The organism is Thioclava nitratireducens, from assembly GCF_001940525.2.
Lineage (GTDB): Bacteria > Pseudomonadota > Alphaproteobacteria > Rhodobacterales > Rhodobacteraceae > Thioclava > Thioclava nitratireducens.
The window spans coordinates 3,133,952-3,160,908 of sequence record NZ_CP019437.1; the positions used below are offsets into that span (position 1 = coordinate 3,133,952).

Annotated in this window: 23 protein-coding genes; 9 read left to right on the plus strand and 14 right to left on the minus strand. The window is 65.4% G+C overall.

Translation table 11 applies throughout. The features are described 5' to 3' along the window. Together BMG03_RS15005 and BMG03_RS15010 are read right to left on the minus strand one after the other, a co-directional pair. The gene (locus tag BMG03_RS15005; protein WP_075776957.1) at positions 1–477 is read right to left on the minus strand and encodes a DUF6446 family protein; all 477 of its coding nucleotides are present in this window, start codon (positions 475–477) and stop codon (positions 1–3) included. Continuing rightward, positions 474–1,421, minus strand: a complete 948-nt coding sequence (locus tag BMG03_RS15010; protein ID WP_075776958.1) for a glycine--tRNA ligase subunit alpha — start codon at positions 1,419–1,421, stop codon at positions 474–476. The genes BMG03_RS15005 and BMG03_RS15010 overlap by 4 nt, the downstream gene beginning before the upstream one ends. Positions 1,422–1,645: 224 nt before the next feature. Between BMG03_RS15010 and BMG03_RS15015 the strand changes: the two genes are divergently transcribed. Next, positions 1,646–3,613, plus strand: a complete 1,968-nt coding sequence (locus tag BMG03_RS15015) for a trypsin-like peptidase domain-containing protein (protein WP_077701286.1) — start codon at positions 1,646–1,648, stop codon at positions 3,611–3,613. On the opposite strand, the gene BMG03_RS15020 is transcribed toward BMG03_RS15015, so the two are convergent. After that, positions 3,614–5,062, minus strand: coding sequence for a TrkH family potassium uptake protein (locus BMG03_RS15020; protein WP_075776959.1), 1,449 nt, complete (start codon positions 5,060–5,062; stop codon positions 3,614–3,616). It lies immediately after the preceding gene. A gap of 192 nt (positions 5,063–5,254) precedes the next feature. Between BMG03_RS15020 and pyc the strand changes: the two genes are divergently transcribed. Continuing rightward, positions 5,255–8,689 carry a pyruvate carboxylase gene (pyc, locus tag BMG03_RS15025; RefSeq protein ID WP_075776960.1) on the plus strand — a complete coding sequence of 1,145 codons (3,435 nt, stop codon included), beginning with the start codon at positions 5,255–5,257 and terminating at the stop codon, positions 8,687–8,689. Between the two features lie 377 nt (positions 8,690–9,066). Here the strand turns inward: pyc and BMG03_RS15030 are convergent, their stop codons facing one another. The 4 genes from BMG03_RS15030 to BMG03_RS15045 form a co-directional block, all read right to left on the minus strand. Further along, positions 9,067–9,618, minus strand: coding sequence for a sarcosine oxidase subunit gamma (locus BMG03_RS15030; protein ID WP_075776961.1), 552 nt, complete (start codon positions 9,616–9,618; stop codon positions 9,067–9,069). Then, positions 9,611–12,565 (minus strand): sarcosine oxidase subunit alpha family protein, encoded by a 2,955-nt coding sequence (locus tag BMG03_RS15035; RefSeq protein WP_075776962.1) that lies wholly within the window; start codon positions 12,563–12,565, stop codon positions 9,611–9,613. The genes BMG03_RS15030 and BMG03_RS15035 overlap by 8 nt, the downstream gene beginning before the upstream one ends. Then, complete coding sequence (locus tag BMG03_RS15040) at positions 12,562–12,885, minus strand: sarcosine oxidase subunit delta (protein ID WP_075776963.1); 324 nt, start codon at positions 12,883–12,885, stop codon at positions 12,562–12,564. Before BMG03_RS15040 ends, BMG03_RS15035 begins: the two co-directional genes overlap by 4 nt. Before the next feature lie 70 nt (positions 12,886–12,955). Then, positions 12,956–14,200 (minus strand): sarcosine oxidase subunit beta family protein, encoded by a 1,245-nt coding sequence (locus BMG03_RS15045; protein ID WP_075776998.1) that lies wholly within the window; start codon positions 14,198–14,200, stop codon positions 12,956–12,958. 192 nt (positions 14,201–14,392) lie between these two features. Here BMG03_RS15045 and ccmI point away from each other — a divergent pair, with 192 nt between their 5' ends. The 3 genes from ccmI to BMG03_RS15060 are packed head-to-tail and all read left to right on the plus strand — an operon-like array spanning position 14,393 to position 16,676. Further along, positions 14,393–15,964 carry a c-type cytochrome biogenesis protein CcmI gene (gene ccmI / locus BMG03_RS15050; protein WP_075776964.1) on the plus strand — a complete coding sequence of 524 codons (1,572 nt, stop codon included), beginning with the start codon at positions 14,393–14,395 and terminating at the stop codon, positions 15,962–15,964. After that, positions 15,961–16,434, plus strand: coding sequence for a Holliday junction resolvase RuvX (ruvX, locus tag BMG03_RS15055; RefSeq protein ID WP_075776965.1), 474 nt, complete (start codon positions 15,961–15,963; stop codon positions 16,432–16,434). The genes ccmI and ruvX overlap by 4 nt, the downstream gene beginning before the upstream one ends. Next, positions 16,431–16,676 carry a DUF1289 domain-containing protein gene (locus tag BMG03_RS15060; RefSeq protein ID WP_075776966.1) on the plus strand — a complete coding sequence of 82 codons (246 nt, stop codon included), beginning with the start codon at positions 16,431–16,433 and terminating at the stop codon, positions 16,674–16,676. The genes ruvX and BMG03_RS15060 overlap by 4 nt, the downstream gene beginning before the upstream one ends. A 4-nt stretch (positions 16,677–16,680) precedes the next feature. Here BMG03_RS15060 and BMG03_RS15065 read toward each other — a convergent pair whose 3' ends face one another. Both BMG03_RS15065 and BMG03_RS15070 read right to left on the minus strand, forming a co-directional pair. Beyond that, on the minus strand, positions 16,681–17,781 hold the full coding sequence (locus tag BMG03_RS15065; RefSeq protein ID WP_075776967.1) for an ABC transporter ATP-binding protein: 1,101 nt from the start codon (positions 17,779–17,781) through the stop codon (positions 16,681–16,683). Positions 17,782–17,880: 99 nt separating this feature from the next. Continuing rightward, complete coding sequence (locus BMG03_RS15070; protein ID WP_075776968.1) at positions 17,881–18,660, minus strand: SDR family oxidoreductase; 780 nt, start codon at positions 18,658–18,660, stop codon at positions 17,881–17,883. Between the two features lie 211 nt (positions 18,661–18,871). On the opposite strand from BMG03_RS15070, the gene BMG03_RS15075 reads away from it, so the two are divergent. Next, on the plus strand, positions 18,872–19,855 hold the full coding sequence (locus tag BMG03_RS15075; RefSeq protein WP_075776969.1) for a Hint domain-containing protein: 984 nt from the start codon (positions 18,872–18,874) through the stop codon (positions 19,853–19,855). Between the two features lie 132 nt (positions 19,856–19,987). Here BMG03_RS15075 and BMG03_RS15080 read toward each other — a convergent pair whose 3' ends face one another. Together BMG03_RS15080 and BMG03_RS15085 are read right to left on the minus strand one after the other, a co-directional pair. Next, positions 19,988–20,806: an inositol monophosphatase family protein gene (locus BMG03_RS15080; protein WP_075776970.1), complete on the minus strand. Its 819-nt coding sequence runs from the start codon at positions 20,804–20,806 to the stop codon at positions 19,988–19,990. A 146-nt stretch (positions 20,807–20,952) separates the two neighbouring features. Continuing rightward, positions 20,953–21,315: a helix-turn-helix domain-containing protein gene (locus BMG03_RS15085; RefSeq protein ID WP_075776971.1), complete on the minus strand. Its 363-nt coding sequence runs from the start codon at positions 21,313–21,315 to the stop codon at positions 20,953–20,955. A gap of 396 nt (positions 21,316–21,711) precedes the next feature. Here BMG03_RS15085 and BMG03_RS15090 point away from each other — a divergent pair, with 396 nt between their 5' ends. Further along, positions 21,712–22,680 carry an NADPH:quinone oxidoreductase family protein gene (locus BMG03_RS15090; RefSeq protein ID WP_075776972.1) on the plus strand — a complete coding sequence of 323 codons (969 nt, stop codon included), beginning with the start codon at positions 21,712–21,714 and terminating at the stop codon, positions 22,678–22,680. Here BMG03_RS15090 and BMG03_RS15095 read toward each other — a convergent pair. Then, complete coding sequence (locus BMG03_RS15095; protein ID WP_075776973.1) at positions 22,671–23,519, minus strand: LysR family transcriptional regulator; 849 nt, start codon at positions 23,517–23,519, stop codon at positions 22,671–22,673. The genes BMG03_RS15090 and BMG03_RS15095 overlap by 10 nt on opposite strands. Positions 23,520–23,630: 111 nt before the next feature. On the opposite strand from BMG03_RS15095, the gene BMG03_RS15100 reads away from it, so the two are divergent. Together BMG03_RS15100 and BMG03_RS15105 are read left to right on the plus strand one after the other, a co-directional pair. Continuing rightward, the gene (locus BMG03_RS15100) at positions 23,631–23,864 is read left to right on the plus strand and encodes a DUF1127 domain-containing protein (RefSeq protein WP_244270958.1); all 234 of its coding nucleotides are present in this window, start codon (positions 23,631–23,633) and stop codon (positions 23,862–23,864) included. A 134-nt stretch (positions 23,865–23,998) separates the two neighbouring features. Then, positions 23,999–24,718, plus strand: a complete 720-nt coding sequence (locus tag BMG03_RS15105; RefSeq protein WP_075776975.1) for a Bax inhibitor-1/YccA family protein — start codon at positions 23,999–24,001, stop codon at positions 24,716–24,718. 56 nt (positions 24,719–24,774) lie between these two features. Here the strand turns inward: BMG03_RS15105 and BMG03_RS15110 are convergent, their stop codons facing one another. Both BMG03_RS15110 and BMG03_RS15115 read right to left on the minus strand, forming a co-directional pair. Beyond that, a complete protein-coding gene (locus BMG03_RS15110; RefSeq protein ID WP_075776976.1) occupies positions 24,775–25,749 on the minus strand; it encodes a type I glyceraldehyde-3-phosphate dehydrogenase in 975 nt (324 codons plus the stop codon). Between the two features lie 84 nt (positions 25,750–25,833). Continuing rightward, on the minus strand, positions 25,834–26,931 hold the full coding sequence (locus BMG03_RS15115; RefSeq protein ID WP_075776977.1) for a transglutaminase family protein: 1,098 nt from the start codon (positions 26,929–26,931) through the stop codon (positions 25,834–25,836). Positions 26,932–26,957: the final 26 nt, after the last annotated feature.

A 26,957-nucleotide genomic window follows, 5' to 3' on the forward strand; every position in this document is an offset into this window, starting at 1 on the left:
TCATTTCTCCGCTTCGTCGTTCAGTTGGTGCCAGACATAGGCCCGGCCATCGGGATAAAGAGCCACGACCCGGTCGACGCCGGGGTGGATGTTGTGTTGCGACAGGAAGGCCACCGCGCGGCCTGCCTCGAGGTCGGTGCCGATGGTTTTCGCATCGTAGCAGTCGAACCACTTCGGGCCGATCAGCGGGGTCGGTCGGTCATAGACCTCATAGGTCTCGGTCGCCGTTGCGATCGACAGATCGGTGTCGAAGCAGGCGCGGTAGCGCAGGGGCGAGCTGTCCGCGTCGATCCCTTTGTAGCCTTCGGCGTCCAGCGGATCCTGCGTCGTGCCGTCCAGCTCCATCAGCGAGACTTTCGCCGCATCGGAGCCCGGCGCGATCTCATCGTAATAACCGTATTCCTGCGAATAATAGACCACCGCGCCGAAGACGAGCGCGATCACCACGATGCCGCCTCCGATGAGTTTACCATTCACGCGACGGCCTCGCCGGTTTCGGTTTGGGAGGCCCCGCCTGCTTCGGTCTGCACGAAAGCGTCGGCGCAGGCCTTCGCCAGCGCACGGACGCGGCCGATATAGGCCTGACGTTCGGTGACCGAGATCACGCCGCGCGCGTCGAGCAGGTTAAAGAGGTGGGACGCCTTGATGCACTGGTCATAGGCCGGGTGCGCCATGATGATCTTGCGGCCCGCATCGTCGGTTTCAGGCGAGGCGAGGATGCGTTCGCATTCGGCCTCGGCATCCTCGAAATGGCGCAGCAGCGTCTCGGTATCGGCCACGTCGAAATTCCAGCGCGAATATTCCTGCTCTGTCTGGCGGAACACGTCGCCGTATTTCAGCGCCATCGGCGCGGACGGGTCGTTATAGGGCATGTCCATGACGTGATCGATGCCCAGCACATACATCGCCAGACGCTCGAGCCCGTAGGTCAGCTCGCCCGAGACCGGCTTGCAGTCATGGCCGCCGACCTGCTGGAAATAGGTGAACTGGCTGACTTCCATCCCGTCGCACCAGACTTCCCAGCCAAGCCCCCACGCACCGAGCGTCGGGCTTTCCCAGTCGTCTTCCACGAAGCGGATATCGTGCAGTTCGGTGTCGATCCCGATCGCGCGGAGCGAGCCGAGATAGAGCTCCTGCAGGTCCGGCGGGCTCGGCTTGATGAGCACCTGATACTGATAGTAGTGCTGCAGGCGGTTCGGGTTCTCGCCATAGCGGCCATCGGTCGGACGGCGCGAGGGCTGGACATAGGCGGCCGCCCACGGCTTGGAGCCGAGCGCGCGCAGCGTCGTCGCCGGGTGGAAGGTGCCTGCCCCCACTTCCATGTCATAGGGCTGCATCACCGCGCAGCCTTTCGAGGCCCAATAGCTCATCAGGCGCAGGATGATTTCCTGAAAGGATTTCGGGGCGTCCGGGTTTGCCATATTTCGCACCTTCCGTTGAAGCGCCTTCTCTCTAGGCAAGGGGCGCGGGGGCGTCAACGCCCTGCAAGAGTTCGGGCAGGCGATCCGCGACATGCGGCGCGCAAAGCTGCGGCCCCTGCCCCACACCGGCGGATTTCGTGACCCGAACGGGGGCGTTTGGGGGGTGACCTCGGCTCGAGTTGCGCTAAGTTCGAGGGAAAAGCTTATATCATCGGGGAGTGGCAATGCGGGCAATTTCACGGACAGTTTCGATCGTCGTCGGGGCCAGCCTGACCGGCATGGTCTGGACCGGCACGGCCTGGGCCGAGGCCTGGGTACAGATCGAGGCGAAAAGCTCGCTTGCCCAAGCCGAAGCGCGCGCCCGCGACTGGGCGGGCATGTTCCCCGACACGACCGGGTTCCGGCTCGATTCCGGCTGGTATGCGATCGCGCTTGGCCCCTTTGCCGACGAAGCGGAGGCGAATGCGCGGCGCCGGGTTCTGCGCCGCGAGGGTCTGATCCCGCGCGACAGTTTCGTGGCCGATGGCAACAACTTCCGCCAGCAATTCTGGCCGGTGGGCGCGACATTGAACACAGCCCCGCAGGCGACCCAGCCCGCCCCGCAAGCCGACACGCAAAGCGACGTGCGCGGCGCGCCGATGCCTGCGCCGATCGACGTGGAGCCGCTGGACGGTCCGGATGAGACGGCGCAATCGAGCGATCAGACCACGCCACCCGATGCGATGGCGAGCACACCCGATACGTCTGCGCAAGATACCACCACCGCGCCCGAAGCGCTGAACTCCGACACCACCGCGGCGTCTGACGCACCGGCCCTGCGGGACGTCACCCCAGCCCCGCAAGAGGCTACGCCCGCGCCCGAGCCTGTGGAGACGCTGGCGGAGTCGCGCCGTCTCGAAGCCGCCCTCGATCCGCAGACCAAGCGCGACATCCAGACCGCGCTGGAATGGGAAGGCAGCTATCAGGGCGCGATCGACGGGATTTTCGGCCGTGGCACGCGCGGCTCCATCGCCGACTGGCAGTCGAAGAATGGCTACCAGCCAACAGGCGTCCTGTCCTCGACCCAGCAGGCCGCACTTCTCGACAAGGTCGCCTCCGAGCGCGCGGCGCTGGGGCTACAGACCGTCACCGAGCAGGAAGCCGGGATCCGGATCGAGCTGCCGATGGGGCTGGTGAAATTCGCCCGCTACAACGCGCCGTTCGTCAATTACGCACCCAAGGACGACAGCGGCGTGCAGGTACTGCTGATCTCTCAGCCCGGCGACACGGCGCGGCTGCGCGGGCTCTATGACGCGATGCAGACGCTCGAAATCGTGCCGACGGGCGGCGAGCGCAACATCCGCGGCAACAGCTTCACCATCGAGGGCGAGAATACGGCGGTCCATTCCTACACCCATGCGGAGCTCTCGAACGGGCAGATCAAGGGCTTCACGCTGGTTTGGCCCGCCGGGGACGACAAGCGAATGAATCGCGTGCTCGACGCGATGAAGAGAAGCTTCACGCCGATCGGCTCCAAGACGCTCGACGCGACGCTCGGTCAGCCGATGTCGGTAACGCGGGCCGCCCTGATGGCTGGGATCGAGAAACGCGCACCGGTCTTCTCGCGCTCGGGCTTCTTCATCGATGCGGACGGCCATGTGCTGACCGCCGCCGAGGGGCTCGACCAGTGCGGCCGGATCACGATCGAAGACCATGCCGCCTCGCTCAGCTTCGACGGCGGCGCCAAGGGTTACGCGGTTCTGACGCCGCACGACACGCTCGCCCCGAGGGAAGTCGCGAAATTCAATCCCGACGCGCCGCTGGCCGGGGCGAAGGTCGCGGTGGCGGGCTTCTCCTACCCCGAAGCGCTCTCCGCGCCGGTGCTGAATTTCGGTACGCTCTCGGCGCTCAAGGGGCTGGAAGGACAAGACAATCAGGCCCGGATCGAGGCGCAGACCCGCGCGGGCGACGTGGGCGGGCCGGTGCTCGACGGGACGGGCGCGGTCGTGGGGATGTTGCTGCCCGCGAGTGACGACGCGAACCGGGTGCTGCCCGACAATCTGAGCGTCGCGCTGCAAAGCAAGGCAATGGCGCCGGGCCTGTCGGATAAGGGTTTCACGCCGAAAGAGGCGGGCATCTCGGCCAACCGCGCGCCGGAAGACCTGCAGCAGATGGCAGACGGGATGGTGGTGCAGATTTCCTGCTGGAAGTGATCAGCCCCGCCAGAAGCGCGGCAGCAGCAGCACGAGCACGCTCATCAATTCGAGCCGCCCGAGACACATCGCCGCGCTCATCAGCCACTTCGCGCTGTCGGGGAAATCCGCGACCGAGCCGTTCGCGGTGATCTCGGGCCCCCATGCGGGGCCGATATTGGCGATCGAGGTCCAGGCGGCGGTCATCGCCGTCTCGGTTCCGAGCCCGGTGAAGGTCAGCGCGATGATCAGCATCCCGAAGATCAGGATGAAGAGCGAAAAGAACGCCATCACCGAGTTGACCACGCTATCCTCGACCGGGCGCCCGCCATATTGCACCTTCAGCAGGCGGTGGGGCGAGTAGAGCCGCTGGATCTGCGCCTTGATCGCCTCCAGCAGGATCAGGTAGCGGAACACCTTGACGGAACAGGCGGTGGAGGCCGTGCAGCCCCCGATCAGTCCGGAAATCAGCAGGATCGTGAAGGCCAGATGGCCCCATTGGGTCACGTCCTCAGAGGCATAGCCGGTGCCGGTGAAGGTCGAGACCACGTTGAACGTCACCTCCCGCAGCGTCGGCCAGAAAGAGGCCTCGTGGCGGATCATGCGGTAGAGCACGATGATCGCGATCGCGTAGCCCATCCAGCGCAGGAAGGCGCGCACCTGCGGGTCGCGCCACAGTGGCATCGTATCGCCGCGCATCACCTGAACGAAGCGGATGAACGGCATCGCGGCCAGCGCCATGAAGACGGAGGCCGCGTATTCGGGTGCGCCCTTATAAACGGCGAAGCTGGCGTCGTAATTCGAGAAGCCGCCCGTGCTCATCGTCGTAAGGGCGTGCATGATCGCGTCGAACCCCTTCATGCCGAGACCGATATAGGTCAGCGCGCAGGCAATCGTCAGCCCGACATAGATGCGGATCAGCGCGGTCGAGATATCCATTGCGCGCGGCAGGATTTTCCCAAGCGTGTCAAACCCTTCCGAGCGGAAGAACTGCATCCCGCCGACCTTCATCACCGGAAGGAAGATCATCGCGACGATGATGATCCCCAGACCGCCCAGCCATTGCAGCAGTCCGCGCCACAGGTTCACCCCCGGCGGCAGCGTATCGAGTTGCGGAATCGCGGTGGTGCCGGTCGTGGTCAGCCCTGACATCGCCTCGAAATAGGCATCGACCAGAGACAGATGTGGCACACCCAGCATGAAAGGTAGCGCCCCGAAGAACGGCAGCGTCAGCCAGACGAGCGAGGTCAGCAGAAAGCTTTGATGGATCGAGAGCGTCCGCGCCAGCCCGTCGCGGGAGGCCAGCGCCAGCAGCGCGCCTGCCGTCGTCGTCAGCACCGCGCTTTCGACGAAAACCAGCCAATGCGCTGCACCATGACCCAAATCCACCGCCGCCGGGATAAGCATCGTCAGCCCCAGCACGGATGTCAGCATTCCGATGATATATCCAACCGGGCGCAGATCGATCATGCGCCCCACCTTGCCCAGAGCGTCAGTCTAGTCAATCCCGGACCGGACCGGGACAGGCGCGCATCGGTGCGGATCGACTTTGCAAACTCTCGCACATTGGTCAGTAAATTTGCCCAAGTTTGCAGGTAGGCCCTTGCGCTGCGGCGCGGCAACTGTACCGTAGCGGCCACTTTCGACAACAGGGAGAACGCTATGTTCAACAAGATCCTCGTGGCCAACCGTGGCGAGATCGCCATCCGGGTGATGCGCGCCGCCAACGAGCTGGGCAAGAAGACGGTCGCCGTCTACGCCGAAGAGGACAAGTTGGGCCTGCACCGCTTCAAGGCCGATGAAGCCTATCGCATTGGCGAAGGCCTCTCGCCCGTCGGCGCCTATCTCTCGATCGAAGAAATCATCCGCGTCGCCAAGGAAAGCGGCGCCGACGCGATCCACCCGGGCTATGGCCTGCTGTCGGAGAACCCCGATTTCGTCGAAGCCTGCGATGCCGCCGGCATCACCTTCATCGGCCCGAGAGCCGAAACGATGCGCGCGCTCGGCGACAAGGCCTCGGCCCGGCGCGTCGCGATCAAGGCCGGCGTGCCGGTCATTCCCGCGACCGAAGTGCTGGGCGAGGATTTCGACGCGATCAAGAAAGAGGCCGCCGAGATCGGCTACCCGCTGATGCTGAAAGCCAGCTGGGGCGGCGGCGGGCGCGGCATGCGCCCGATCCTCGGCGAGGAGGAACTGGTCGAGAAGGTCCGCGAAGGCCGGCGCGAAGCCGAAGCCGCCTTCGGAAATGGCGAGGGCTATCTCGAGAAGATGATCACCCGCGCGCGCCACGTCGAAGTGCAGCTTCTGGGCGACACGCATGGCAATCTCTATCACCTCTATGAGCGCGACTGCACCGTGCAGCGCCGCAACCAGAAGGTCGTCGAGCGCGCCCCTGCCCCCTACCTGTCGGACGCACAGCGCGAAGAGGTCTGCCAGCTCGCGCTGAAGATCGGTCAGGCGGTCGGCTATGAATGTGCCGGCACGGTCGAATTCCTGATGGATATGGACACCGACAATTTCTACTTCATCGAGGTGAACCCGCGCGTTCAGGTCGAGCATACCGTGACCGAGGAAGTCACCGGCATCGACATCGTGCAGGCCCAGATCAAGATTGCGGAAGGCGCGACACTCGCAGAGGCGACCCGCGCCAAGTCGCAGGACGAGATCGAACTGTCGGGCCACGCGCTGCAATGCCGCGTGACCACCGAAGACCCGCAGAACAACTTCATCCCCGATTACGGCCGACTGACCGCCTATCGTTCGGCCACCGGCAACGGCATCCGCCTCGATGGCGGCACAGCCTATGCGGGCGGCGTCATCACCCGCTATTATGACTCGCTGCTGGTGAAGGTCACCGCCTGGGCGCAGGATCCCGATCAGGCGATCCGCCGGATGGACCGCGCCCTGCGCGAATTCCGTATCCGCGGCGTGAGCACGAATATCGACTTCGTCATCAACCTGCTCAAGCACCCGACCTTCCTCGACATGAGCTACACGACGAAGTTCATCGACACGACGCCGGAGCTGTTCGACTTCAAGCAACGCCGCGACCGGGGCACCAAGATCCTGACCTATATCGCGGACATCACGGTGAACGGTCACCCCGAGACCGCGGGCCGCAACAAGCCGCATGCCGAGGCGAGACCGCCGCGCCTGCCCGCGTTGAAAGACGAGGTGAAGCCCGGCAGCCGCAACCTGCTCGAGAAAGAGGGCGCGAAGGCGGTCGCCGACTGGATGAAGGCGCAGAAGAAGCTGCTGCTGACCGACACCACGATGCGCGACGGCCACCAGTCGCTGCTGGCAACCCGGATGCGCTCGATCGACATGATCAAGGCAGCCCCCGCCTATGCCTCGAACCTGAGCGATCTGTTCTCGGTCGAATGCTGGGGCGGCGCGACATTCGATGTGGCCTACCGCTTCTTGCAGGAATGCCCGTGGCAGCGCCTGCGCGACATCCGCGAAGAGATGCCCAACATCCTGACCCAGATGCTTCTGCGCGCCTCGAACGGCGTGGGCTACACGAACTACCCTGACAACGTGGTGCAGTTCTTCGTCAAGCAGGCGGCGGAAAGCGGCGTCGACGTGTTCCGCGTCTTCGACTCGCTGAACTGGGTCGAGAACATGCGCGTCGCGATGGATGCGGTGATCGAGAGCGGCAAGATCTGCGAAGGCACGATCTGCTACACGGGCGACATCCTCGATCCCGACCGCGCGAAATATGACCTGAAATACTTTATCGGCATGGCGAAAGAGCTGGAAGCGGCGGGCGCCCATATCCTCGGCCTCAAGGACATGGCAGGTCTTCTGAAACCGGCCGCCGCGCGTCAGCTGATCTCGGCGCTCAAGGAAGAGGTCGATATCCCGATCCACTTCCACACCCATGACACCTCCGGCATCGCAGGCGCGACGATCCTTGCTGCCGCCGATGCGGGCGTCGATGCGGTGGACGCGGCGATGGACGCGTTCTCGGGCGGCACTTCGCAGCCCTGCCTCGGCTCCATCGTGGAGGCGCTGGCCCATACCGAGCGCGATACCGGCCTCGATATTCACGCGATCCGGATGATCTCGAACTACTGGGAGGCCGTGCGCCACCAATACGCGGCCTTCGAGAGCGGTCTCGAGGCTCCCGCCTCCGAGGTCTACCTGCACGAAATGCCCGGCGGCCAGTTCACCAACCTCAAGGCGCAGGCGCGCTCGCTGGGGCTGGAAGAGCGTTGGCACGAGGTGGCGCAGGCCTATGCCGATGCCAACCAGATCTTCGGCGATATCGTAAAGGTCACGCCGTCCTCGAAAGTCGTAGGCGACATGGCGCTGATGATGGTCGCGCAGGGCCTGTCCAAGGAAGACGTGCTCGATCCGGCCAAGGACGTCTCCTTCCCGGATTCGGTCATCGACATGATGCGCGGCAATCTCGGCCAACCGCCCGGCGGCTGGCCCGAGGGGATCGTGGCGAAGGTGCTCAAGGGCGAAACGCCTTCGACCGAGCGTCCCGGTAAAAACCTGCCCCCGGTGGATCTGGAAGCCGCCCGCAAGGAGGCCTCCGAACAGCTCGACGGGCGCGAGATCGATAACGAGGATCTGGCGGGTTACCTGATGTATCCCAAGGTCTTCACCGATTACGCAAGTCGCCACGAAGCCTATGGCCCGGTGCGCACCCTGCCGACCCCGGTCTTCTTCTACGGGATGGAGCCGCAGGACGAGATTTCCGCCGAGATCGACCCCGGCAAAACGCTGGAGATCCGCTATCTCACCACCGGCGACACCGACGAGCTGGGCGAGGTGAAAGTCTATTTCGAGCTCAACGGCCAGCCCCGCGCCGTGCGCGTTCCGAACCGCGCGGTGAAGGCGACGACCGCGGCGAAACCGAAGGCCGAGGCGGGCAACCCGGATCATATCGGTGCGCCTATGCCGGGTTCGATCGCCTCGATCGCGGTCAATGTCGGCCAGAAGGTGAAGCCGGGCGATATGCTCCTGACCATCGAGGCGATGAAGATGGAAACCGGCATCCACTCCGAGCGCGACGCCACCGTGAAAGCGATCCACGTTTCGCCGGGTGCCCAGATCGACGCGAAGGATTTGCTGATCGAGCTGGAGTAAACCGATCCTGATCGAGACCGAACCGCGCGCCAAGGCCCCGCCCCGGCGCGCGGTTTCATTTTCGGACCGACCGTGGAGTTCGAGGGGACTGCCCCGCGCCCGCACGGGATATTTAGGTTCATTGGAAGCGAAAAACGCCCGGCTCTAGCCTCAGAGGGGAGGGAAAGCCGGGCGTCTCGCACTGCGCGGCAATCGGCATCCCGCCTGCACCGCAGCGGCAGCATAGACGGACCGAGGTTTAGTAATTATTTCGGCTTTCCAATTGCTTGATATTCCCCTGGGGCGTGAGGCGGAGTGAGAATTCGTCGTTTCAAACGACACGCCCCCGAACACTGAATAGCCTGGACTGAGGGCCGGCGGGCGCCAGTCCCCGCACCTCAGAACAATTCCGACCCGGGGCGCGAGGAGACCTCCAGAAGACCCATCACGTAGCCCGCGACGGAGCGGAAGGAGACCAGCGAGATCTCGTCTTCCCCCGATCGCCAGAACGCCGTCGCCACTTGTGCCGCACGGGAGCGGCGGATTTCGCCTTTGGGTAGAGTCGCGACATCGGCGGGGGAGAGCTTCATCACCACTTGGTCGGCCTTCTCGCCGCGGATGGTGAACATCGCGCGGGCGTCAGAGACGTTGACGACCAGCGCATGCTCTGCGGCAAGCGCCTCGGCCAGCCGGTCGGTAAGCGCGGGCGCCTCGTCATGGGCGCAGATCAGCAACAGCTCATCCGGGCTCATCCACGCGATGGAGCGCCCGTCGACGGTCTCGATCCGGCGCGGACCCGGGACGGGCAGCCCCTCGGCCTTGAGCGCCTTGGCCAGCGCCTTCGCGCCCAGATCGCAGCGGATGGAGATCATGCCCACCAGTCCGGCCTCGGACACGGTGACGAAACCTTCGTGGCTCTGCCCGGAAAGGGCGCTGACGGCCTCAGACATTCTGCTTCTCCCCGTCTTTGTCGTAGAAGACCGGATCGACGATCCGCGCCTTGACCATGTCCTCGCCCTCACCGGTGAACTCGATCACCTCGCCCATCCGGTCGGGCCCGTTCAGCACCAGCCCCATCGCGATACCCTTGCCGATCGTCGGCGAGTAATAGGTCGAGGTGACGCGGCCTTGCGTGTTGCGCTGACCGTTGGCGTTGAACCCGTCGGCGGGCGCGTGGCTGCCATCGGGGATGACCGATCCGTCGAGCGTCTCGAGGCCGACGAGCTTCCAGCGGTTCGGGTCGGTCATGTGGGACCGCTCCTGCGCGCGCTTGCCCAGATAGTCGGTCTTCTTCTTCGAGATCGCCCAGTTGAGGCCCAGATCCTGCGGGATCACGGTGCCGTCGGTCTCGTCGCCGATCATGATGAAGCCCTTCTCGGCGCGCATCACGTGCAGCGCCTCGGTGCCGTAGGGCATCACGCCAAGCGCTTCGCCCTCGGTCATCAGCTTCTCCCACAGCGCGAGGCCCTGCGACGCGGGAACCGCGATCTCGTAGCTCAGCTCGCCCGAGAAGGAGATGCGGAAGATGCGCGCGTCGAAACCGCCCAGCGTGCCGTCCGCCCATTGCATGAAGGGCAGCGTCTCCTTGCTGACATCCATGCCACCCAGTCGCTCCAGCAGTTCGCGCGACTTCGGGCCGACGACGGCGATCTGGGCATATTGCTCGGTCAGGTTGGCGGTGTAGACCTTCCAGTCCCACCACTCGCATTGCAGCCAGTCTTCCATCCAGCCATGGATGTGATCCGCCCCGCCCGAGGTGGTGTGGCACAGCCACGTATCTTCGGACAGGCGCGCCACGACCCCGTCATCCATCAGGAAGCCGTTCTCGTTGCACATCAACCCGTAGCGGCATTTGCCGACTTTCAGCGTCGACATCATGTTGGTGTAGAGCATGTCGAGGAATTTCCCCGCATCCGGCCCTTTCACTACGATCTTGCCCAGCGTCGAGGCGTCGAGCATGCCCACATTCTTGCGGGTATTGGTGATCTCGCGATTGACCGCGTCGCGGTGGCTCTCGCCCGACTTCGGGTAGCAATAGGGGCGACGCCAATGGCCGACCGGCTCCCAATGCGCGCCCTTGGCTTCGTGCCAGGACTGGATCGGGGTGCGGCGCAGGGGCTGGAACAGCTCGCCCTTGGCTTCCGCCGTCACGGCGCCGAGCGAAATCGGCGTGTAGGGCGGGCGGAAGGTGGTCGTGCCAGTGGCCGGGATCGGTTGGCCAAGCGCATCCGAGAGAATAGCGAGCCCGTTGATATTGCTCAGCTTTCCCTGATCGGTCGCCATACCGAGCGTGGTGTAGCGCTTGGTATGTTCGACCGACTCGTAGCCCTCGCGGGCGGCCAGCTGCACATCGGAGACCTTCACGTCGTTCTGGTAGTCGAGGAAGCTCTTGAAGCGCAGCGCATCGGGCGCGCCCGCGGGCATCATCCAGACGGGGGCGAGCGGCGCTTCCTCCTCGGAAGCCGCGCCGATGCCCAGACCGCCCATCGCCTCGGAGAGCGTCAGATCGCCATTGGCGGCCCCCACGACCGTCGCCATGCCGGTCCCATCCGCGCCGGTCGGCGGACGGTTCGGATCGGGGCGGAACATCGCACGCGCATCGTCCCAGGTCAGCTTGCCGCCGCAATGCGACCACAGGTGCACGACCGGCGACCAGCCGCCCGACATCGCGACGCAATCGCAGTCGATCGTCTCGACCGCCCCGCCCTCGCCGGCCTGTGCGCAGATCTCGACGCCGGAGACGCGTTTGCGACCGAGCACTTTCGCGATGCCGCGGCCTTCAAGCACACGCACACCGCGCGCTTTCACGGCTTCGGGCAGCGCGCCATGGGTTTCCTCGCGCGCGTCGACGACGGCCGAGACCGTCAGCCCCGCATCGAGGATCGCGAGCGCCGTGCGATAGGCGTCGTCGTTGTTGGTCACGATCACCGTGCGATCGCCGGGCGAGACCGCCCAGTTCACGATGTAATCGCGCACCGCCGAGGCCAGCATCACGCCGGGCACGTCGTTGCCCGCGAAAGCAAGCGGGCGTTCGATCGCGCCGGTCGCAGTGATCGTGTGACCCGCACGGATGCGCCAGAGACGGTGGCGCGGACGGCCATCGCCGGGGGTGGTGTCGGCGAGGTTCTCGTAGCCGATGACATAGCCATGATCGTGCAGGCCCGCCGCCATCAGGCGGGTGCGCATCGTGACATTCTCCATCGAGGACAGTTCGACCAGCGCGCTGTCGATCCAGGTCTGCGCGTCGTGACCGTCGATTTGACCGCCATCGACGGGCGTGCGCCCGCCCCAGTTGGGGGTCTGCTCGATCAGCCAGACGCGTTTACCGGCGCGGCCTTCCTTGAGCGCCGCGGCAAGACCCGCCACACCGCCGCCCACGACGAGCACGTCGCAATGGGCGTAGACCTGCTCGTAGCGATCCGGGTCGGCCTCTTTCGGCACGCCGCCCAAGCCCGCCGATTTGCGGATGATGGGTTCGAACAGGTGCTTCCACGCTGCGCGCGGGGCCATGAAGGTCTTGTAGTAGAAGCCCGCGGGCAGGAATTTGTAGAAGGTGTTGTTGATCTCGCCGATGTCGAAATCGAGCGACGGCCAGTGGTTCTGGCTGGTGGTCTCGGCCCCCTCGAACAGCTCGGTCGTGGTGGTGCGCTGATCGGGCTCGAACCGCGCGTTGCGGCCCAGACCGACGAGCGCGTTCGGCTCTTCCGCGCCCGAGGCCACGATGCCGCGCGGGCGGTGATATTTGAACGACCGGCCCACCATGACCTGACCGCCGCCCAAGAGCGCCGAGGCCAGCGTATCGCCCGCAAAGCCGCGCATCGGCTTGCCGTTGAAGGTGAAGGCGAGCGGTTTCGCGCGGTCGATCAGACGACCACCCTTGGAAAGACGCGTGCTCATTTATGGCCCTCCCAGTCGGGGCGTTTCGCTTTGATCTTCGCGATCACATCGGCGGGGGGCTCGGTGGTCTGCGCCTTGTAGGTCGCAAATACCTCGAGCGTGCCCGTGTCGCGTGCAGCCAGGAACCACTTGCCGCAGCCATAGGCATGGCGCCAGCGCTCGAAATGGACGCCTTTCGGGTTCTTGCGGGCGAACAGGTATCCCTCGAACTCGTCATCCGACGAGCCCGGCCCGAAGCGCTTTAGATGCGCCTCTCCGCCCGGGGCGAATTCGGTTTCCTCGGCGGTGACGCCGCAGCAGGGACAGGTGAGGGTCAGCATGTCGGATGCACCTCTTTACTGGAGAGCGCCGGGAGGGATTTGAAGCAGGTCGAAAGGGAGGTCGTCTTCATCAGTGCGCCACCCCTGCGGCGACGCTTTCATCGATGAAGCGACCTTCCTTGAAGCGGTCGAGGCCGAATTGGTCGGTCAGCGGCGAGTGGCCGCGCGCGATCAGTTCGGCCATGCCATAGCCCGAGCCCGGGATCGCCTTGAACCCGCCTGTGCCCCAGCCGCAATTGACGAAGATGCCCTCCACCGGCGTTTTCGACAGGATGGGCGAGCGGTCGCCGGTCATGTCCACGATGCCGCCCCATTGGCGCAGCATTTTCAGGCGCGAGATGATCGGAAAGGTCTCGACCAGCGCGCGGGTGGTTTCCTCGACATGGTGCCACGAGCCGCGTTGGGTGTAGTTGTTGAACCCGTCCGTGCCGCCGCCGATCACCATCTCGCCCTTGTCGGATTGCGACATGTAGCCGTGCACCGTGTTGGCCATCACGACAACATCCATGCAGGGTTTGATCGGCTCTGAGACCCAAGCCTGCAGCGCGACGCTCTCGATCGGCAGACGAAAGCCCGCCATTTCGGCCAGGACCGAGGAATGCCCCGCGACGATGATGGCGAGCTGTTCGCAGTCGATCTCGCCCTTGGTGGTCGAGATGCCCTGCACCTTGCCGCCTTCGGTGCGCACACCGGTCACTTCGCATTTCTGGATGATGTCCATGCCCATGTCCGAGCACGCCCGCGCATAGCCCCAGGCCACCGCGTCGTGCCGCGCCGTGCCGCCGCGCTTTTGCAGCAGAGCGCCCAACACCGGGTAACGCGGCCCGTCGATATTGATGATCGGCACCAGCTCCTTGACCTGCTCCGGTCCGATCCATTCGGTGTCGATGCCCTGCAGGCGGTTGGCGTGCACCGTGCGCTTGTAGCCGCGCACCTCGTGCTCGGTCTGGCCCAGCATCAAAAGACCGCGCGGCGAGAACATCACGTTGTAGTTCAGATCCTGGCTCAGATCCTCGTAAAGCGCACGGGCTTTCTCGTAGATCGCCGCCGACGGATCCTGCAGGTAGTTCGAGCGGATGATCGTGGTGTTGCGGCCGGTATTGCCGCCGCCCAGCCAGCCCTTCTCGATCACCGCGACATCGGTGATCCCATGCACCTTGCCAAGGTAATAGGCGGTGGCGAGGCCATGCCCCCCTGCCCCCACGACAATGACCTTGTAGCGTTTCTTCGGCTCGGGCGAGCGCCAGGCCCGCTCCCAACCGCGATGGAAGCGCATCGCCTCACGCGCAACGGCAAACATCGAATAGCGTTTCATGAGCGCGCCTCCGAGCAGTCTCGACTCTTTCGCCTTTGTGATGGACCGGGGCGGCGGGCGAAAGCCCCCCTGTTGCGGCATCGCAGGGAAAAAAGCGACATGGGCCTGCGACATCGGGTTCCATTCACGCGCTAGACCCTTTCGGCGCGGCGTCATCTCGCCTAAATGGGAGGCGAAGGATGAGGAGACGCCATGCTGTTCTGGATTATCGCCGCCGCGCTCGTTGCGGTCATTGCGCTTCTGTTTGCGCTTGCCCTGTTGCGCGGACGTGGGGAAGACGAGATGGCACCGGCGGCCTCGTATGACGTGCAGGTCTATCGCGACCAGCTGCGCGATCTGGAACGCGACGTCGAGCGTGGAGTCACATCGCGCGAGGAAGCCGACCGGGCAAAGCTGGAAATTTCGCGCCGGATGCTCGAGGCGGACCGCAAGGCGCAGGCCGGCTCCGATCTGGGCCGGGCACCGAAAGGGCCGACCATCGCGCTGGTGATCGGTGGCGTCGTGATCTTCGGCGCGGCGTTCTGGCTCTATACCCGGATGGGCGCGGAGGGCTATCAGGACCAGCCGATCGCGCAGCGTTTCGCGGATGCCGACAAGCTCTATGACAGCCGCCCCTCGCAGGCCGACGCCGAGAAGATGCAGAAGGCCCGTGCGACCCCCCCGGCCAATCCGGACCCGAAATTCCTCGAACTGATGAAGAAGCTGCGCGAAGCGGTGGCGAAGAAGCCGGACGATCCGAAGGGCCTCGAACTGCTTGCACGCAACGAGGCGGCGCTGGGCAATTTCGACGCCGCATGGAAAGCGCAGCAGCGGCTCGTCGCGACAAAGGGCGATGCCGCCACCGCTCAGGATTACGCCGAGCTGGGTGAGATGATGGCCGTGGCCGCTGGCGGGCTGATCACGCCCGAGGCGGAGAAAGTATTCGCGACCGCGCTGAAGATGGACCAGAATAACGGGCTCGCGCTCTATTACGTTGGCCTGATGATGGCGCAGAACGGGCGTGGCGACCGGGCGTTCCGCCTCTGGGACAACCTGCTGCGCAACTCGGAAAGCAGCGATCCGTGGGTGCCGCTGGTGCAGCAGAACATCGAGGAACTGGCATGGCTCGCGGGCGAGAAGGATTACACCCCGCCGAGACCGCGCGGCGCACCCGGCCCGTCGCAGGCAGATGTCGCGGCGGCGGCGGACATGTCGCCCGAGGCGCGTCAGCAGATGATCCGCTCGATGGTGGAGCGCCTGAACGACCGGCTGGCGCAGGAAGGCGGCAGCGCAGATGACTGGGCACGCCTGATTTCGTCGCTGCGCATGATCGGTGAGGTCGACCGCGCAGATGCGGTCTATGGCGAAGCGAAGGGCAAATTCGGCTCGCGCCCGGACGACATGGCGAAGATCGACGCGGCGCATCAGGCGCCTGCCGGTCAGGCGCTGCAGGACATGGGTGGCGCGCAGGCGGGGCAAAGCGCCCCGCAAGCGGCCCCCGCCCTGCCCGGTCCGAGCGCGCAGCAGATGAAGGACGCGGCCTCGATGACGCCCGAGGAGCGCCAGCAGATGATCCAGGGCATGGTCGATGGTCTCTTTGACCGCCTGACCACCGAGGGTGGCACGCCGCAGGAATGGGCGCGGGTGATCTCGTCCCTCGCCACGTTGGGCCAAACCGACCGCGCCAAGGAAGCCTGGGGCGAGGCGCAGAAGGCGTTGGCCGACAAACCGGATGCGCTGGCTCAGGTCGAGGCGGCGGCGAAATCGGCAGGTGTGGCGCAATGATCTGCGAGACGATCGAAGAATTCGCCGATGCGATCCCGCGCATGGGCGGCGTCGCAGGGCTCGATCTGGGCACCAAGACCATCGGCGTCGCGGTGTCCGACGGGCTGCGCTCGGTCGCGACGCCGCTATCGACGATCAAGCGCAGGAAGTTCGGCCTAGATGCCGAGGCGCTTCTCAAGATCGTGGCGGAGCGTGATTTGAAGGGGCTGATCCTCGGCCTGCCGAAGAACATGGACGGGACCGAAGGAGCGCGCTGCCAATCGACCCGCGCCTTCGCTCGCAACCTCAGCCGCCTCACCGATCTGCCGATCAGCTACTGGGACGAGCGGCTGAGCACGGTCGCCGCCGAACGCGCGATGCTGGAGGCCGATATGTCGCGCGCCAAACGCGCAGAGGCGATCGACCACGTCGCGGCAAGCTTCATTCTGCAAGGCGCGCTGGATCGGCTGCGCTATCTGGGGACGGCATGAACGATCCGCAAAACACCGACGAAATCTGGAAACGCGCCGAGATCGAGAGCCCCTGCGTCAAGCTCTGCCAGATTCACCCCGAGGCGCGGATCTGCATCGGCTGCTACCGCACGATGGAAGAAATCGGCGCGTGGTCGCGGATGACGCCCGAGGCGCGCCGCGAAGTGATGGCGGAACTGCCCGAGCGAGCGCCGCAACTGCGCAAGCGCCGCGGCGGACGCGCAGGCCGACAGGACCGCTGAGCGGTTAGGCGTCGGCCCCTTTCGCCGGGAAGACAAAGCAGCGATCGCGACGGATCATCAGCCACATCGGCGTGCCGGGCTTCGGCAGGAATACGTTCGGGACGCTGGCGCGCAGGATCGTGCCGTCGAAATCCATCCGGAACTCGACGAGGCTCTCGCGGCCCAAGAAGCGTGCGCGTTCGACCACCCCACGCGCGGGCGTGCCGTCCTGCGGCGTCGGGGACGGGCCGCGCCCTGCCCGGTCGAAATCGATCTTTAGATGCTGCGGGCGGATCACGATGTCGATCTCGGTCCCGTCCGCATGGCCCGGCGTCAGGAAATCGCCGAACGGCGTCACGGTCAGCGCGTCCTTCACACGGCCCTTGAGCACATTCACATCCGAGAAGAACGCCGCCGCCGCCCGGTCCACAGGCGCGTTATAGAGGTTATAGGGCGCGCCGCGCTGCACGATCTTCCCGCCGCGCATCAGCAGGATCTCGTCGGCCATCCGCATCGCCTCATGCGGCTCATGCGTGACCAGCAGAACGGCTGTGTTTTCCTCTTTCAGAAGCGCCAGAGTCTCGTCGCGGATATCGTCGCGCAGACGCTCGTCCAGTCCCGAGAAAGGCTCGTCCATCAGGAGGATACGCGGTCGGGGTGCAAGCGCACGTGCCAGCGCCACGCGCTGCTGCTCGCCGCCCGAAAGCCCGTGCGGATAGCTGTCGCGATGGCGCAGCAGGCGGACCTTCTCGAGCAATTCCGTCACGCGGGCGCGCTTTGCCGCCGCATCGCCCTTGAGGCCGAAGGCGATATTTTCGGCAACCGTCAGATGCGGAAACAGCGCAAAGTCCTGAAACATCAGCCCGATCGCGCGTTGCTCGGGCGGGACGTGAACGGAGCCGTCGCTGATCGCGGCTCCGTCGACGTAGATCTCGCCCGCATCCTGCGTATCGACTCCCGCGATCAGCCGGAGCGTCGTCGATTTGCCGCAACCCGAGGGGCCCAACAGACAGGTCACCTGCCCCGCTGGGATCGCAAAGGACACGTCGTCGACCACGGCCAACCCGTCGAACACGCGGCCAAGCGCGCGAACTTCGAGGCGCGGAGGGGGTAATTGTGCGCTCATGCAGCGAAATCTCGACTGAAAGTGTCAGGCAATGCAGGGCGGGAGATAACAGCCCCCCGCCCCCCAAGCAAGCCCGGTAGGTCGTCCGGCAGACCCGGCTCAGATCGAGATGTTGTTCAGCCCGCCGTCGAGCATCACGTTCTGCCCGACCATGAACCCGGCGTGAACCGAACACATGAAGGCACAGGTCGCACCGAACTCCTCGGGCGTGCCGTAGCGACGCACCGGGATCGATGCCTCGCGCTGCGCTTTGGCTTCCTCGACCGAGATGCCCTTCGCCTTCGCCGCCGCCGTATCGAGCGACACCGCGCGGTCGGTCGCATGCAGGCCCGGCAACAGGTTGTTAATGTTCACGCCATATTCCGCGACCTGCCGCGAAGTGCCGGCGACGAAGCCGGTCAGGCCGGAACGTGCAGAGTTCGACAGGCCGAGCTGCGCGATCGGCGCGCGCACGGATTGCGAGGTGATATTGACCACCCGCCCCCAGCGCTGCTCGATCATGGCCGGCAGCACCGCCTGCATCATCGCGATCGGGGCCAGCATGTTCGCATCGAGCGCCGCGATGAAATCGTCGCGCGACCAGTCGCGCCAGTTGCCCGGAGGCGGCCCGCCCGCATTGGTTACCAGAATGTCGACCTCGCCCGCTTCGCCCAGCACCGCCGCGCGTCCCTCGGGCGTGGTGATGTCGGCGGCCACGGGCGTCACGGTGACCCCGGTGGCGGCCATGATCTCGTTCGCCGTCGCGGCCAGCGTGTCGGCGCCGCGCGCATTCAGCACGATGTCGACACCTGCCTGCGCGAGCGCCATCGCGCAGCCCCGTCCTAGCCCTTTCGAGCCCGCACATACGATCGCCTTGCGGCCCCTGATACCAAGATCCATCGCGCCCTCTCCTTTGCTTTCATTCTCCGGCGTGATCCGGCGAGCCCATCGCGCGAAACATCGCGCGCGGCCCTGCCAGCTACGCCTCGCACAGTAGCTTGCCCGAATGGGAGGACAAGCGCGCTGTGGCCGCTTGACCATCACGAGCGGCCCGCGGTAAGCCGATGCGATACAGCAGTTTCAGACGGCCCGACAGGGCGAGGGAGAGCGCGTGTCAAACCCGAGCCAGATCGTTCACGTCTTCGAGGCAGAGGATATCTGGGTCACCTCCGGGGCCAATCAGGGCGACGCGCTCGGCCTTGCCGAAGATTGCGAACCCGGCGACATTTATCAGCTCCATCGCGCCGCCAAACCGCGCCGCCTCGTGCTGGCCCAGCAAGGCGCCTCGCCGACCGTTGCTGAAGGCTCCGAGATCGGCGCGCCGGGGGATGCGCTCGAGCTGATCGCGCGGCACCTGCTGATCACGCCCGAGGGCGACACGGTCGACATCCTGATGATCTGCCACGTGGCCACGGGCGCGCATTACGCGTTGCCGCTCTCACCGATGGCAGCGCGCTTCGACTACACGTTACTGGAGGCGCGCGACGATCCCGGCGAGGTGCGGCTGTCGGACCTCGTCTGCGTGGCCTTCACCACCGGCACGATGATCACGCTGGCCGGCGGCGCGCAGATGCCGATCGAGCAACTCACCCCCGGCGCGCGGGTGCTGACCCGCGACAATGGCCCGCAGCCGGTGAAGCTGGTGGCGAAGGCGACGATGCGCGCGCTGGGGTCTTTCGCGCCGGTCGTGATTTCGGCGGGCGTACTGGGCAATGAAGGCGACCTGGTGATCTCGCCCCATCACCGCGTGTTCCTCTATCGCCGCGGCGCGCAGAAGTTGGGCGACACGTCGGAAATCCTCGTGCAGGCGAAGCATCTCGTCGATGGCGAGAATGTCTGGCAGCGCGAGGGCGGGTTCGTCGATTACTTCGCGCTGGTCTTCGACCGGCATGAGATCATCTATGCCGAAGGCGTTCCGGTCGAGAGCCTGATGGTGTCCGAGGCGACGCTGTCACTTCTACCCGAAGAATTGGGCCGCGAGATATCCGAGCGCTTGCCCGACCTCGCCCACCGCCAGCATTTCGGCACCGAGGCGACGCGCGATCTTCTCGATCGGATCGGGCGCGAGAAACTGTTCCGCAAGCGCAAGGATTGAAGCACGAGGGGGCGCGGCCCCCGCTCTTTTCTGCCCTCCGCTTGCGCTTCGGGCGTTCCGCGGGGCGTCCTTCCACTGAAAGGCCGCTGATCTCGCCTCATCCGGCGGGATCTTTTCAAAAAGAGGAAGAGATTAGCCGTTCAGCGCTTCGAGCGCGGCGGCATGAATCTCCGGCGAGGCGGCGGCGAGCACCTGCCCGCCGCGATGGGCCGGACCACCCTGCCAGTTGGTGACAAGGCCTCCCGCCGCTTCGATCACCGCGATCGGAGCCGCCACGTCATAGGGCTGCAGGCCGGCCTCGACCACCAGATCGATCTGGCCGGCGGCAAGCAGCGCATAGGCGTAGCAATCCATGCCGTAACGCGTCAGCCGCACCTGCTTCGACAGCCGAGCGAAGGCCGCGCCCTCTTCCGCCGTGCCGACTTCGGGGAAGGTGGTGAAAAGCGTCGCGTTGTCGAGCCCGCGCCCGGTCCGCACGCCAAGCTGGCGCGCGCCATGCGGACCGTCGAGCGTCGCGCGTCCGAAGCCGCCGGTAAAACGTTCGCCGATATAAGGTTGGTCGATCACGCCCATGAGCGGCGCGCCGGGGCCGTCCGGTTCCTCGGCGCACAAGGCGATCAGCACGCCCCAGGTCGGCGTTCCCGACAGGTAGCCGCGGGTGCCGTCGATCGGGTCGAGTACCCAGGTCAGTCCGCTTTGCCCGCGGGTGACGCCATGCTCTTCGCCGTAGATGCCGTCTTGCGGGCGACGCTCCGCAATCAGGGCACGCATCGCGGCCTCGGCGGCACGGTCGGCCTCGGTCACCGGATCGAACCCATCTTCGAGCTTGTTATCCGCGCCGATCCCGCCCACGGGACGGAACTGCGCCAAGGTCTCACGCCGCGCGCAATCGGCAAGCTCAGCGGCCAAGGCCGAAAGCTCCGCGCGGGTATCGGTGTCGAGATCAAGCATCGGTGTCCTCCCCGGGCCGCGCCGTCACCGCAACCGACCCCCAGAAATGAGATAAGGGGAGCGGTAACCGCCCCCCTTCTCCGGGTCAAGCTGCCGACCGCCCCACATTCGGTCGCCAGTTGCGCCTAAAGGCGTCCGCGTGGCGCTCAGGCCGCGTCGGAGAGCACCTTGGCCAGTTCGAACAGCCGGCGGCGCTGCGCCTCTGGGATCGAGTAATAGGAGCGCACGAGCGCGAGCGCCTCCTTGTCGGACAGAATATCTCCCGCCACTTCCGGTTGCATCCCGCTATCTTCCGCGAGCCCTTCGAAGAAGAAGGAGATCGGAACTTCGAGCGCATCCGCGATATCCCAGAGTCGAGATGCCGAAACCCGGTTCATCCCGGTTTCGTATTTCTGGATCTGCTGGAATTTGATCCCAACTTTGTCCGCGAGCTGTTGTTGGGTCATCCCAATCATCCAGCGGCGATGCCGGATCCGCTTGCCTACATGGACATCAACCGGATGCTTCATACTCTTTCCCCTTCAAGCCAATTTCACCCACAAACTACCGTGCGCTGAGTGTGGCCTGCGCGGGTAAAATCGCAAACCTGTCTAAAAAGACAGGGAAATTGCAGCTTTCCGCAGCACACCTAACCTAAAGGATAGGTGCCCCCCTATTCGCCTTCCGCGTGTTTTGCGATTTGCAACTCGAAGAGTTGGGTTCCGTTACGGAAGCCTATGATGCCAACCGCCCTCTCACGGAGGATTGATTCGCTGGTCAATACCCGGCGGCGACCCTGCCGCGACGTCCCGCTCCGGGCTCTGGCAGGCGGGCTGGCCCTGATCGGCTGCGCGGTCTATCACGGGCGACGTAGGGTCCGCTTTGCTGACCAACCAACCCCGCGACACAACTTGCCGGAGCATTCGATGCGCGCCTATGTTCAAGCCGCCCCCGGGCAAAACCCCGAGCTGACCGAAATCCCCCTTCCCGCCCCGGCACCGGGCGAGGTGCAGGTGGCCATCCGGGCCTGCGGTCTGAACTTTGCCGACCTGCTGATGATCGAGGGGAAATATCAGGACACCCCCTCCCCGCCCTTCACCCTCGGCATGGAGCTCGCGGGAAAGGTCATCGCGGCAGGCGAGGGCTGCACCCTCGCCACGGGCACCCGCGTCGCGGTCTTCTCAGGGCAAGGCGGGCTGGCCGAGGCGGGCAATTTCCCCGAAAGCCGCTGCACGCCGATGCCGGACGCGATGAGCTACGCGCAGGCGGCGGCCTTCCAGATCGCCTATGGCACCAGCCATGTGGCCTTGGAGACGCGTGCTGGCCTCGCCGAGGGCGAGACGCTGGTGGTTCTGGGCGCGGCCGGTGGAGTCGGCCTCACGGCGGTCGAGATCGGCAAGAAGTTGGGCGCACGGGTGATTGCCTGTGCGCGCGGCGAGGCGAAGCAGCAGATCGCGCGCGCCGCCGGGGCCGATGAGACGCTCGATAGCGAGAGCGACGATCTGAAAAGCGCGATCAAGGCCCTTGGCGGTTGCGACGTGGTTTACGACGCAATCGGCGGCCCCGCAGGCGAAGCCGCCTTCCGCGCCCTGAAACCCGGCGGGCGCTATCTGATGATCGGGTTCGCCAGCGGCAGCCAGCCGAAGTTGCCCCTCAACCACGCGTTGGTGAAGAATATCGCGATCCACGGGCTTTACTGGGGTGGCTATCTCAAGCTCGACCCGCAGGTTCTGACCGGGTCGATGGCGCGGCTCTTCGACTGGTTCGCGCAGGGCGGCCTCAGCCCCCATATCGGCGCGACCTATCCGATGGAGCAGATCCCGGACGCGCTGGAAGATCTGCGCGCGCGCCGCTCCACGGGCAAGCTGGTCATCGAGATCGACGCTCAGGCATAGGCCTCCCGGATCAGCGCACGCAGCCCCTCGACCGGATCGCCGGTCAGCCGGCCCGTGTCGTAGAAGCAAATCCGCGAGCGACCGAGCGGCGGCAGACCGCTTTCCGGTCCCAGCGCCACGCAGCCCGGCGGGATGTCACGCGACAGCCGCACCGCGACGCCCATATCGGCGGCCACCGCCGCGCTCGCCATTTCGTCTGATTGCCCGTCGAAAGCCGGTTTGGACTCGATCCCGACCGCCTCGAGCGCCGCCAAGGCCGCGCCGTAGAACGCGCATCCTTCCTCGATCGACAGCATCAGAGGGCGCGCGCAAAAGGCGCGCCCGAGCTGCGCGCCGATCCAAACCAGTTGATCGGCAGAGAGCACCTCGGCCTCCGGACCGGGCGTCTCCTCCGTTGTCAGGATCATGTCCAGCTCGCCCGCATCCAGCATTCGCCGCAGGGTCTGCGAGCGGCGCGAGGCGAGTTGCAGCCGGACCATCGGCCATTGCTCTGAGAGCGCGCGCAACAGATGCGGCATCTGCGGGCTGACCAGATCATGCGGCAGGCCGAAGCGCACGGTCACCTCGGCATCCGCCGCGCGCAGCCGCGCCAGAGCCGCGTCATTCTCGGCGCAGATCCGGCGCGCATGGTCCAGAAGAGAGCGCCCCGCACGGGTCAGCGCCATCCTCCGGTTCGACCGATCGAAGAGCACCTTGTCGAGCGCCTCCTCTAAGCGGCGGATCTGCATCGAGACCGCCGATTGGGTCAGGTTCAGAAGCCGCGCCGCCTGCGTCACCGAGCCGGTTTCCGAAACGGTCAGAAGCGCACGCAGCGCTGCGATATCGAGGTTTTGTGCCATGTCGGCCTATCCATCACGTTTCGTGATACTTAATAGCACAATCATTCGTTTTCATCATTAAAAAACTTGCGTCATCCTTCCGGGCAGAAACGAGCACCCTCGGAGGATAAGATGATGACCTTCCTGACCCAGCGCAACGCCGCCTGTTGCGCCCCTGACCGCCCCGCCCGGCGGAGCGTCCTTGCCACGTTCGCCGCGATTGTCACCCATTACCGCTCGCGCCGGGCGTTGGCGCGGCTCGATGCAAGGCTTCTCGAGGATATCGGGCTGACCGAGTCCGAAGCCTCGTTCGAAGTCCGGCGCCGGATTTGGGACGCCCCCGACCACTGGCGCGCGGGTCGCTGAGGCACAACCTGTGAAAACCATGTGAAACGACGCATTTTCCGGCAGCCCCAAATCTTGAATTCCGGGGCTGCTCTGCCAATATCGGTCGGGAAACCGGTCCGAGGGACGACCGGACGACATAGTTGGAGGTGCTGATGGCTGATTTCGAAACGATGCGGACCCCTCGCGCGGGCACGCGTCAGGCTGCGATTGACGAGGGTCTTCGCGCACATATGAACAAGGTCTACGGGCTTATGTCGCTGGCGATGCTGGTGACCGGGGCCGTAGCGTTTGGTGTGGGTACGAACCCGGCGCTCGTTGCCGCGATCTTCGGTTCGGGCCTCAAATGGGTTGTGATGCTGGCCCCGCTGGCGATCGTCTTCGCCTTCGGCGCGATGATCAACAAGATGTCGACCAGCACGGCGCAGATCGTGTTCTTCGTCTATGCCGCACTGATGGGCCTGTCGATCAGCTTCATCTTCGCCGCCTATACCGGCATCTCGATCGCGCAGACCTTCCTCGTGACGGCGATCTCCTTCGCGGGTCTCTCGCTTTACGGCTACACCACGAAGCGTAACCTTTCCGCGATGGGCTCGTTCCTGATGATGGGTCTGATCGGCCTGATCGTCGCCTCGATCGTGAACATCTTCCTCGCCTCCTCGGCGATGGCCTTCGCGATCTCGGTGATCGGCGTTCTGATCTTCGCGGGCCTCACGGCTTACGACACGCAGAACATCAAGAACACCTACCTGCAGCTCGCTGCCAGCGACTCGGAGTTCATGGGCAAGGCCGCCATCATCGGCGCGCTGCAGCTCTACCTGGACTTCCTGAACCTGTTCATGTTCCTGCTGCAATTCATGGGCAACCGCCAGTAATCGGCACGCTCACGAGACATTCGAAAGCCCCGCCCTTCCGGCGGGGCTTTTTCATGTCAGCCCATCCGTAGTGCCATATCCAGCATCCGGTTGGAGAAGCCCCACTCATTGTCATACCAGCCGAAGACCCGGATCAGCCCGTGCGCGGTCGCCCGCGTCTCGGGCAGCGCCATGACGACGCTCTCGGGGCGCGCGCGCAGATCGGTGGAGACGAGCGGCTTCCCGGTCGTGCCGATCACCCCGCCTGCGTCCCGCAGCATCGCGTTGACCTGTTCGACCGTGGCGGGATTTTTCACCGTCACCGCCAGATCGACCGCCGAGACGGAGGCCGTGGGCACCCGCACCGCCTGCGCGATCAGGCGACCGGCGAGATCGGGCAGCACCTCTTCCATCAGCTTGCCCGCAGAGGTCGTCGTCGGCACCATCGAGAGCGCCGCCGCGCGCGAGCGTTCCATCGGGCCGCGCGGCTTGTCGACCGTGGGCTGCGAGCCGGTATAGCAATGCACCGTCGTCATCGAGCCGGTGACGATCCCGAATTCCGCATCGATCAGCCGCGCGAGCGGCGCCAGCGCATTCGTCGTGCAGCTTGCATTGGAGACGATCTTCTGCCCGTTCAGCGCCGCGTCATTCGCGCCCAGAACCACCGTGATCTCCGCCGCTTTCGCAGGTCCCGAGATCAGCACGCGAGACGCGCCGCCCGCGATCCCCTGCCCCGCAATCTGCGGGCTGTCGGCCCGACCGGTGCATTCCATCACCAGATCGACATCCGACAGATCGAGCGTGGAGATATCATCCGCGCGGTGCAGCGCGATCCGGGTGCCGTTGATCACCAGCGCGCCCTCTTCCAGCGTGACACTCCCGCGCCACGGGCCGAAGACGCTGTCATATTCGAAGAGGTAAGCCAGCATCTCGGGCGCTTCGATATCGTTCACGCCCACGATCTCCAGCCCCGGCCAGCTCGCAGGCGCCTCCGCCCAGGCGCGCAGCACCGAGCGACCGATCCGTCCGAACCCGTTTATGAAAACACGCATCTGGCGCACCTCCTGCAACCGCCCTTAGCGCCGCAAGGCGCCAAGGGAAAGCGCGCGATTGTCACCGATACGGCAGAGACCGCCTCAAGCGGACAATTCGCGCGCGGTGATCTGGTAGGTGAAGTCCTTGGCGTCGAGATAGTCGCGGCGTTTGCCGTCGATCTCGGCCTGCGGATACATAAGATAGGGCAGCTCCGGCCCGTCCGAACCCGGCAGATCCACGTCATGCGCGTAGTTATAGGCGACCCAGTTGCCTTCCCACGCGCCGAAGAGCTTCGCACGCACATCGACCACTTTGGGGTCTTTGAGGCCCAGATGCCCCTCGCCTTCCTGCAGCATCACCTTGCGCACATCGGCGGCATCGGCAGGCACCCAGCCGAAGCCGCTCAGCCAAACCTCCGAGCGGCAATGCTGCGCGCCGGTGGCGTCGTCGGATTTCAGACCGAGGCTCTTGTAGCCGAAACGCGAGGGCGCGACGCGGATGCCATAGACATCGCGCGCAGGGAGCCCGGCGGCGCGCGCCAGACCCACGAAGAGCGCGTTGAGGTCGGCGCATTTGCCCGACAGATCGCCCGAGGTCAGCATGAAGGCGATATCGCCCAAGCCGCAGCCCGGCGTCTTCGGGTTGCGCACGGTGTTCTCGACGATCCATTCGTAGATCGCGCGGGCTTTCTCCAGATCGCCGGTCTTTCCACGGGTGATCGAGTCGGCGGTCTGCTTCACGATCCCGTCGGTCGGCAGCAGCTTGGTCGCGGCGGTGAAACGCGCACGCTCGACCTCGTCCAGCGGCTCGACATCGCCCGGCTTGCTCAGATCGACCACGAAGTCCTGCGTCTGGGCCTGTGCGGTCACGGTCAGCTTGCGCGGGCCCTGGGAAGCGCCCCAGACCGCGTGCACCATCGGAGTGCCGCTATCGGGCGCGTTCACGATCTGCACCTCGTCCGCATCGCTCTCCCAGTTCACCGCGCCGGGCTTCATCCAGCCGTCGCCATGCACGGAGGGTACCGGCACCCAGAGCTGCGCCGTCTCGCCGCCGCCGGGCAGGCTGACTTTGGTGACCAGCTCGAAGTTGCGCCAGCCCGTGGGCTTGGGATCGAACGCCGCCATCGCGCCGCGCGGGCTGGCCGCCAGCGCCACCGAAGCCGCGCCGAGTTGCAGAAGACGCCGTCTGTTCAAAGCCATGTCACCACTCCGCTGGATTCTGGCCG

Bases quoted from the DNA above. Each gene is read 5' to 3' on its own strand.
- BMG03_RS15115 (WP_075776977.1), bottom strand. From the start codon at position 26,931: ATGGCTTTGAACAGACGGCGTCTTCTGCAACTCGGCGCGGCTTCGGTG.
- BMG03_RS15080 (WP_075776970.1), bottom strand. From the start codon at position 20,806: ATGCTTGATCTCGACACCGATACCCGCGCGGAGCTTTCGGCCTTGGCC.
- BMG03_RS15070 (WP_075776968.1), bottom strand. From the start codon at position 18,660: ATGGATCTTGGTATCAGGGGCCGCAAGGCGATCGTATGTGCGGGCTCG.
- BMG03_RS15020 (WP_075776959.1), bottom strand. From the start codon at position 5,062: ATGATCGATCTGCGCCCGGTTGGATATATCATCGGAATGCTGACATCC.
- BMG03_RS15090 (WP_075776972.1), top strand. From the start codon at position 21,712: ATGCGCGCCTATGTTCAAGCCGCCCCCGGGCAAAACCCCGAGCTGACC.
- ccmI (WP_075776964.1), top strand. From the start codon at position 14,393: ATGCTGTTCTGGATTATCGCCGCCGCGCTCGTTGCGGTCATTGCGCTT.
- BMG03_RS15085 (WP_075776971.1), bottom strand. From the start codon at position 21,315: ATGAAGCATCCGGTTGATGTCCATGTAGGCAAGCGGATCCGGCATCGC.
- BMG03_RS15100 (WP_244270958.1), top strand. From the start codon at position 23,631: ATGATGACCTTCCTGACCCAGCGCAACGCCGCCTGTTGCGCCCCTGAC.
- BMG03_RS15015 (WP_077701286.1), top strand. From the start codon at position 1,646: ATGCGGGCAATTTCACGGACAGTTTCGATCGTCGTCGGGGCCAGCCTG.
- ruvX (WP_075776965.1), top strand. From the start codon at position 15,961: ATGATCTGCGAGACGATCGAAGAATTCGCCGATGCGATCCCGCGCATG.
- BMG03_RS15060 (WP_075776966.1), top strand. From the start codon at position 16,431: ATGAACGATCCGCAAAACACCGACGAAATCTGGAAACGCGCCGAGATC.
- BMG03_RS15095 (WP_075776973.1), bottom strand. From the start codon at position 23,519: ATGGCACAAAACCTCGATATCGCAGCGCTGCGTGCGCTTCTGACCGTT.
- pyc (WP_075776960.1), top strand. From the start codon at position 5,255: ATGTTCAACAAGATCCTCGTGGCCAACCGTGGCGAGATCGCCATCCGG.
- BMG03_RS15045 (WP_075776998.1), bottom strand. From the start codon at position 14,200: ATGAAACGCTATTCGATGTTTGCCGTTGCGCGTGAGGCGATGCGCTTC.
- BMG03_RS15105 (WP_075776975.1), top strand. From the start codon at position 23,999: ATGGCTGATTTCGAAACGATGCGGACCCCTCGCGCGGGCACGCGTCAG.
- BMG03_RS15030 (WP_075776961.1), bottom strand. From the start codon at position 9,618: ATGTCTGAGGCCGTCAGCGCCCTTTCCGGGCAGAGCCACGAAGGTTTC.
- BMG03_RS15110 (WP_075776976.1), bottom strand. From the start codon at position 25,749: ATGCGTGTTTTCATAAACGGGTTCGGACGGATCGGTCGCTCGGTGCTG.
- BMG03_RS15040 (WP_075776963.1), bottom strand. From the start codon at position 12,885: ATGCTGACCCTCACCTGTCCCTGCTGCGGCGTCACCGCCGAGGAAACC.
- BMG03_RS15065 (WP_075776967.1), bottom strand. From the start codon at position 17,781: ATGAGCGCACAATTACCCCCTCCGCGCCTCGAAGTTCGCGCGCTTGGC.
- BMG03_RS15010 (WP_075776958.1), bottom strand. From the start codon at position 1,421: ATGGCAAACCCGGACGCCCCGAAATCCTTTCAGGAAATCATCCTGCGC.
- BMG03_RS15035 (WP_075776962.1), bottom strand. From the start codon at position 12,565: ATGAGCACGCGTCTTTCCAAGGGTGGTCGTCTGATCGACCGCGCGAAA.